This is a genomic window from Paracoccus niistensis (assembly GCF_042432925.1).
Lineage (GTDB): Bacteria > Pseudomonadota > Alphaproteobacteria > Rhodobacterales > Rhodobacteraceae > Paracoccus > Paracoccus niistensis.
Window position 1 is genome coordinate 552364 of record NZ_JBHLWE010000017.1, and the last position, 6180, is coordinate 558543.

The 6180-nt window shown below is 69.4% G+C and carries 6 protein-coding genes; 5 read left to right on the plus strand and 1 reads right to left on the minus strand.

From position 1 onward, the window contains the following. The first annotated feature begins 33 nt into the window (after positions 1-33). From ACFFII_RS06950 to yihA, 5 genes are all read left to right on the plus strand, one after another. Positions 34-441, plus strand: coding sequence for a metallopeptidase family protein (locus tag ACFFII_RS06950; protein ID WP_377698142.1), 408 nt, complete (start codon positions 34-36; stop codon positions 439-441). After that, on the plus strand, positions 438-1406 hold the full coding sequence (locus ACFFII_RS06955) for a 1-phosphofructokinase family hexose kinase (protein ID WP_377698143.1): 969 nt from the start codon (positions 438-440) through the stop codon (positions 1404-1406). The genes ACFFII_RS06950 and ACFFII_RS06955 overlap by 4 nt, the downstream gene beginning before the upstream one ends. A 98-nt stretch (positions 1407-1504) precedes the next feature. Beyond that, complete coding sequence (gene yidC, locus ACFFII_RS06960) at positions 1505-3364, plus strand: membrane protein insertase YidC (RefSeq protein WP_377698144.1); 1860 nt, start codon at positions 1505-1507, stop codon at positions 3362-3364. After that, positions 3361-4119 carry an MOSC domain-containing protein gene (locus ACFFII_RS06965; protein WP_377698145.1) on the plus strand — a complete coding sequence of 253 codons (759 nt, stop codon included), beginning with the start codon at positions 3361-3363 and terminating at the stop codon, positions 4117-4119. The genes yidC and ACFFII_RS06965 overlap by 4 nt, the downstream gene beginning before the upstream one ends. Continuing rightward, positions 4116-4772, plus strand: a complete 657-nt coding sequence (yihA, locus tag ACFFII_RS06970) for a ribosome biogenesis GTP-binding protein YihA/YsxC (protein WP_377698146.1) — start codon at positions 4116-4118, stop codon at positions 4770-4772. Before ACFFII_RS06965 ends, yihA begins: the two co-directional genes overlap by 4 nt. A gap of 4 nt (positions 4773-4776) precedes the next feature. On the opposite strand, the gene ACFFII_RS06975 is transcribed toward yihA, so the two are convergent. After that, a complete protein-coding gene (locus ACFFII_RS06975) occupies positions 4777-5619 on the minus strand; it encodes an ABC transporter permease (RefSeq protein WP_377698147.1) in 843 nt (280 codons plus the stop codon). Positions 5620-6180 lie beyond the last annotated feature (561 nt).

Here is a 6180-nt window from a genome sequence, read left to right on the forward strand (position 1 = left end):
CCCCTGAAGCCGCCCAACCGCCAAGGGAACGCCATGACCGACTGGACCGAGGCCGCAGCGCCCTCTGCCGACGACATCGAGGCGCTTGCGCGCGAGGTCCTGGCAGGCCTGCCGCCCGAGTTCGCGGGCTATGCCGCCGAGGTCATCCTGCGGGTCGAGGACGTGGCCGGCGAGGACGTGCTGGATGAACTGGAAATCGACGACCCGCTGGAACTGACCGGCCTTTACGACGGCATCCCCCAGACCGAGAAGTCGCCCAGTCAGCCCCAGCATTTCCCCGACACCGTCTGGCTGTTCCGCCGCGCGATCCTGGACGAATGGGCCGAACGCGGCGATGTGAGCCTGGGCGCGCTGGTCCGCAACGTGGTGATCCATGAATTCGCCCATCACTTCGGCTGGTCGGATGGCGACATCGCCCGGATCGACCGGTGGTGGGAATGATCCTGGCCCCGCAGCCCCAAGCGCCGGTCCTGACCGTCACGCTGAACCCGGCGCTGGACATCTCGACCAGCACCGACGAGGTGGTGCCGGACCTCAAGCTGCGCTGCGACGCGCCCGACATCGATCCCGGCGGCGGCGGCATCAACGTCAGCCGCGCCATCGCCAACATGGGCGGGCGGTCCCGCGCGCTGGTGGCGCTGGGGGGCGCGACGGGCTCGCGGCTTTGCGACCTGCTGCATGAAACCGGCCTGCCGGTCCTTAGGCTGAACGCGCCGGGCGAGACGCGGCAGTCTCTGTCGGTGATCGACCGCAGCACCGGCGCGCAGTTCCGCTTTGTCCTGCCGGGGCCGGAATGGCGGCCCTCGGACGTGCGGGGCGCGCTGGACGCCATCGTGGGCGCCGCGCCGCAGGGCGGCATCCTGGTGATTTCCGGCTCGAACCCGCCCGGCGTGCCGCCCGATTTCGCGGTGTCGCTGGCCCGCCGCATGGCCGGGCGCGACACGCGGATGTTCGTGGACACTTCGGGCGCCGCGCTGGCGGCGGTGGCGGCCGCGCGCGACGCGCCCATCGCGGTCCTGAGGATGGACGACGCCGAGGCCGAGGGGCTGGCAGGCCGTCCCCTGCCCACCCGCAAGGACACGGCCGACTTCGCCCTGAGCCTCGTGCAGGCGGGCGCGGCGCAGTCCGTGATCGTGGCGCGGGGCGCGGACGGCAATATCGTGGCCTGTCCCGAGGGGCGCTGGCACGCCGAGGCGCCGCCCGTTCCCGTCATCAGCAAGGTCGGCGCCGGCGACAGCTTCGTCGCGGGCTATACGCTGGCCGTGGCGCGCGGCATGGCCGTGGCGGACGCGCTGGCGCTGGCTGCGGCGGCCGCGGCGGCGGCCTGCATGACGCCTGCAACCGACCTTTGCCGCCCCGAGGACGTGGCCCGGCTTTACGAGGAACGCGTCGTCACCCCGATCTGAGGGGCCGCACGCAGGCCCTCACCCGCTATTGGCTTGACCTTTGCAGGGGGGTCCGCTTGAAGCGGCGCGTATTTCTCGCAAGAAGCCGGGGTCCGAGGATGGACGACAACAACCGCAACCTGATCCTTGCCATGGTGCTGTCGGCACTGGTCATGATCGGGTGGTATGCCTTCTTCGCGCCGCCGCCGCCCGAGCCTGTGGCCCCGACGACGACGACGCAGCAGACGGCGACCGGGGCAGTCGCGCCCAGCGCGCCGGCCGGCCAGGCGCCGGGACCGACGCTTATCGGCGCGGCCGACGACCCGGTGCTGACCGCGCCGCGTGTCCAGATCGAATCGCCCTCGCTGCAGGGCTCGATCTCGCTGGCGGGGGGCCGGATCGACGACATCCTGCTGACCGGCTACCGCGAGACGCTGGACCCGAACTCTCCCTTCGTGCGACTTCTGTCGCCGACCGCGCAGCCGCGCGTGACCACCGAGGGCACGCCCATCGCGCCCGGCGCCGACCCCGAGGTCGTGGTGCAGAAACCCTATTACGCCGTCTACGGCTGGATGCCGGGACCCGGTGTGGATCCGGCGCTGGTCCCCTCGCCCGCGACGCTGTGGACGGTGGAAAGCGGCACGGTGCTTGGCCCCGACCAGCCGGTGACGCTGGCCTGGGACAACGGCGCAGGCCAGATCTTCCGTCGCACCTTCGCGCTGGATGACCGCTACCTGTTCACCGTGACCCAGAGCGTCGAGAACACCGGCTCGGCACCCTTCGTGGCCGCCCCCTACGGCATCCTCGCCCGCCACGGCCAGCCCGACACGCAGAACTTCTTCATCCTGCACGAAGGCGCGGTCGGCATGAGCGACGGCCAGCTGCTCGAGGCCAAATACAAGGACATGGCCAAGTTCGACGCGGCCGGCGCCGAGGGCCCTGCCGAGATCACCGAGGTCACGGAAAACGGCTGGGTCGGCTTCACCGACAAGTACTGGATGACCACGCTGATTCCCGCGCCCGGCCAGGCCTTCACCTCGGTCGTGAAATACGCGCCGGGCGCCGACATCTATCAGGCCGAGACGCGCATGCCGATGCAGACCGTCGCGCCCGGCACGCAGATGTCCTCCTCCAGCTACCTCTTCGCCGGGGCGAAGGAATGGGAGGCGATCAACGGCTACCAGCAGTCCAAGGGGATCGACCGCTTCGTCGATTCGATCGACTGGGGCTGGTTCTACTTCCTGACCAAGCCGATCTTCCGCCTGCTGCACTGGCTGCACGGCGTGATCGGCAACATGGGCTGGTCGATCATCGCGCTGACCTTCATCCTCAAGGCGCTGGTCTTCCCGCTGGCCCGCAAGTCCTATGTCTCAATGGCCCGCATGCGCGAGCTTCAGCCCGAGATGGAGGCCATCAAGGAGCGCACCGGCGACGACCGGATGAAGTACCAGCAGGAGGTCATGGCGCTGTACCGCAACGCCAAGGTCAACCCGGCGGCGGGCTGCCTTCCGCTGCTGCTGCAGATCCCGATCTTCTTCGCGCTCTACAAGGTGATCTTCGTCACGCTGGAACTGCGCCACGCGCCCTGGATCGGCTGGATCCGCGACCTGTCGGCACCGGACCCCTCGTCGCTGCTGAACCTCTTCGGGCTGTTCCCCTGGGACGCGCCCGTGCAGGGCACGATGCTGCATTCGCTGTCGCTGCCGCTGCTGGCGATCGTGCTGGGCATCACCATGTGGCTGCAGCAGAAGCTGAACCCGGCCCCCACCGATCCGGCACAGAAGATGATCTTCGCCTGGATGCCCTGGATCTTCATGTTCATGCTGGGTGGCTTCGCCTCGGGGCTGGTGCTCTACTGGATCACCAACAACATCATCACGATCATCCAGCAGTACGGGATCATGTCCATGCACGGCCACCGGCCCGACCTGTTCGGCAACATCCGCTCGGGCATGCCCAAGCGCAGCGCCAAGAAGTGACGGCGCGGCTGGCCCATATCTTCCGCTACCCGGTCAAGTCGATCGGGGGCGAGGAACTGGCCGAGGTCAGCCTGACCGCGGGCGCGCCCCTGCCCGGCGACCGCCGCTTCGCGGTCATGCACGAGGCGGCGCTCCAGCATCTGGAAGGCGAGGACCTGCGCCGCTGGCTGCCCAAGTCGGCCTTCGTGCGCGGGGTCGCGGCCGCGCCCCTGCAGGCGATCAGCGGCGGCTGGGACGGCAAGCACCTCGTGTTGTCGCATCCCGACCTGCCGTCGCTGCGCTTCGACCCCCTGCGGGACGAAGCCGCCCTGCTGGACTGGCTGGCCCCCTTGTGGGCGCCCAGCGGCAAGGCTCCTGCCGCGAAGCTGGTCGAGGCGCCGCAGGCGCTGACCGACGTGAACCACCCGTGGCTGTCGATCCTGTCGCTGTCCTCGCTGCGCGACCTGGAAGGCCGGCTCGGCCAACCCTTGGGCACCCGCCGCTGGCGCGCGAACCTGTGGATCGACGGCTGGGACGCTTATGCCGAGCGCGACATGCAGCTGCACCGAATCCGCATCGGCAAGACCGTCGTGCTGAAGCTGACCGAGCGGATCGGCCGCTGCGACGCGACCAGCGTGGATACCGCCACTGGCCGGATCGACGTGGACATGCCGCAGGCCCTTCAGGACCGGTTCTGGCACAAGGACTTCGGCATCTACGCCGAGGTCGAGACCGGCGGCACCATCCGCCCCGGAGACGAGGTCGAAGTCCTGTGAAGGTTTCCTTCCCCCCTGCCCCCGAACCGGAAGTCGAGGCCGCCGAGGCCGGTCGCCTCCTGTTCGCGGGTCCCGTGGATTTCGTGAAGGGCGTGGTCGCCATGGACGGCCTTCCCCCGGCCGACCGCCCCGAAGTCTGCTTTGCGGGCCGCTCGAATGTCGGCAAGTCCAGCCTCATCAACGCGCTGACAGGGCGCAAGGGCATTGCGCGGGCCTCGAACACGCCGGGCCGCACGCAGGAACTGAACTTCTTCGCCTTGGGCGACCGGGGCTATCTGGTGGACCTGCCGGGCTATGGCTACGCGCAGGCACCCGTGGCGGTCGTGCAGAAATGGCAGGCGCTTCTGAAGCAGTATCTGGCGGGCCGCCCGAACCTGCGCCGCGCCTTTGCGCTGATCGACGCGCGCCACGGCATCAAGCCCGTGGACCACGAGATCATGACGCTGCTCGACCGCTCGGCCGTGCCCTTCCAGGTGGTCGTGACCAAGGCTGACAAGATCGGCCGCGGCGCATTGCAGCAGGTCCTGGCCCAGATCGAAGGCGAGTTGCAGAAGCACCCCGCCGCCTATCCCGAACTGGTCGTGACCTCGTCGGAAAAGGGCGAGGGCATCCCCACCCTGCGCGCCATCATCGAGGGGCTGACGGCGGGCTGAGGCCTCAGGCCATCTCCAGCAGGTCGCGATAGCGCCGCCACAGCAGCAGCAGTCCGCTGACCAGCAGGATCAACGACAGGGTCACGACATAGCCCTCGTTGACATAGTCGGCAGGATAAACGCCGTAGATCCCCCGCCGCATCAGTCCGACGATATGCAGCACCGGGTTCCACCACAGCACGTCGCGCACCACCGACGGCATCAGTTCGTAGGTGAAGAAGATCCCCGACATCAGGAACAGCGGCCGGGTCAGGATCGACCAGGCCCGTTCCCAGACGGGAAAGCGCATGATGAGAAAGCAGTTGAGCGTGCCGATCCCCGCGCCCAGAAGGACCGTCAGCCCCAGCGCGTGCAGCACGACGCCGACATCCAGCACCAGCGGGATGCGCTGGACGATGGCAATGCCGCCGATGAGGACAGTGAAGACGATGACATGCAGCACGCCGTTCAGGATCAGCCGCGCAATCAGGGCATCCACGAAGGTCACGGCGGGATAAGCCAGCAAGGGACGCGAGAAGCGCAGGCTCTGCGCGGTCTTGTTGGAAATGTCGTGATACATCTGGAAGGGCAGATAGCCCGACGCGTAGAACAGCGGAAAGCTGGTCCCCAGCAGCGGGTTGGTGTTGCCCAGTGCATGCTGGAACACCAGCGTCAGCAGCGCCACCCCCAGGATCGGGTCGGCCAGCGCCCAGACATAGCCGCCGGGCGAACGGCCGTAGGTCGTGGCGATCTCGCGCAGGATCAGGGCCGCCACGGTGCGCACCATGCGGAACAGCCCGTTCGGCGGACGCCGCGGGGGCGCAGGCGGTGCGGGCCTTTGCTGCGGGTGGGTGAGGCTGTCGGACATTTATACTGCTGAGGCTGGCATTCGTTGGGTCGGCTCTGTAACAACTGCCGGTAAATTGGAAGCAGCGAAAGCCCAGATGGCCAGCGATCGTCCACAAGCCGCGCCCCAGGCACAGCCGCCGGGCCAGGACCGTCCCGCCCCGGCCTCACACCCCGCACCGCCGAACGGCCCGGCCTGGCCGGGCGCGCCCGGGGCGGCAAGTCCGGCCGCGGGCGGCCCGGCCAATTCGGCGGCGGCGGGACCGGCCCGACCGGCATCCCCCGGCGAGGCAAGGCCCGCACCCGCAGCATCCTCGGCCGCACAAGCGGCGCCCGCCGCGCCGAAGCCTGCAGCAGCGCCGACGAAAGAGGCCGCGCCTGTCCAGGTTCCCAATCCCCAGCCCGCCGCGAGGCCCGCAGAGGCTGGACCCGCCAAGCCCGCGCCCACCGCACCCGCAGCCCAGCCTGCCGGCAATTCGACAGCCGCAGCCGCGCCGCCCCGGCCGAGTCCCGCGCCCGCGGGGCCCGCGCCGCAGCCCACGCCGGGCCGGCTGATTCCCGCCGACGCCGCCACTGCGGCGGC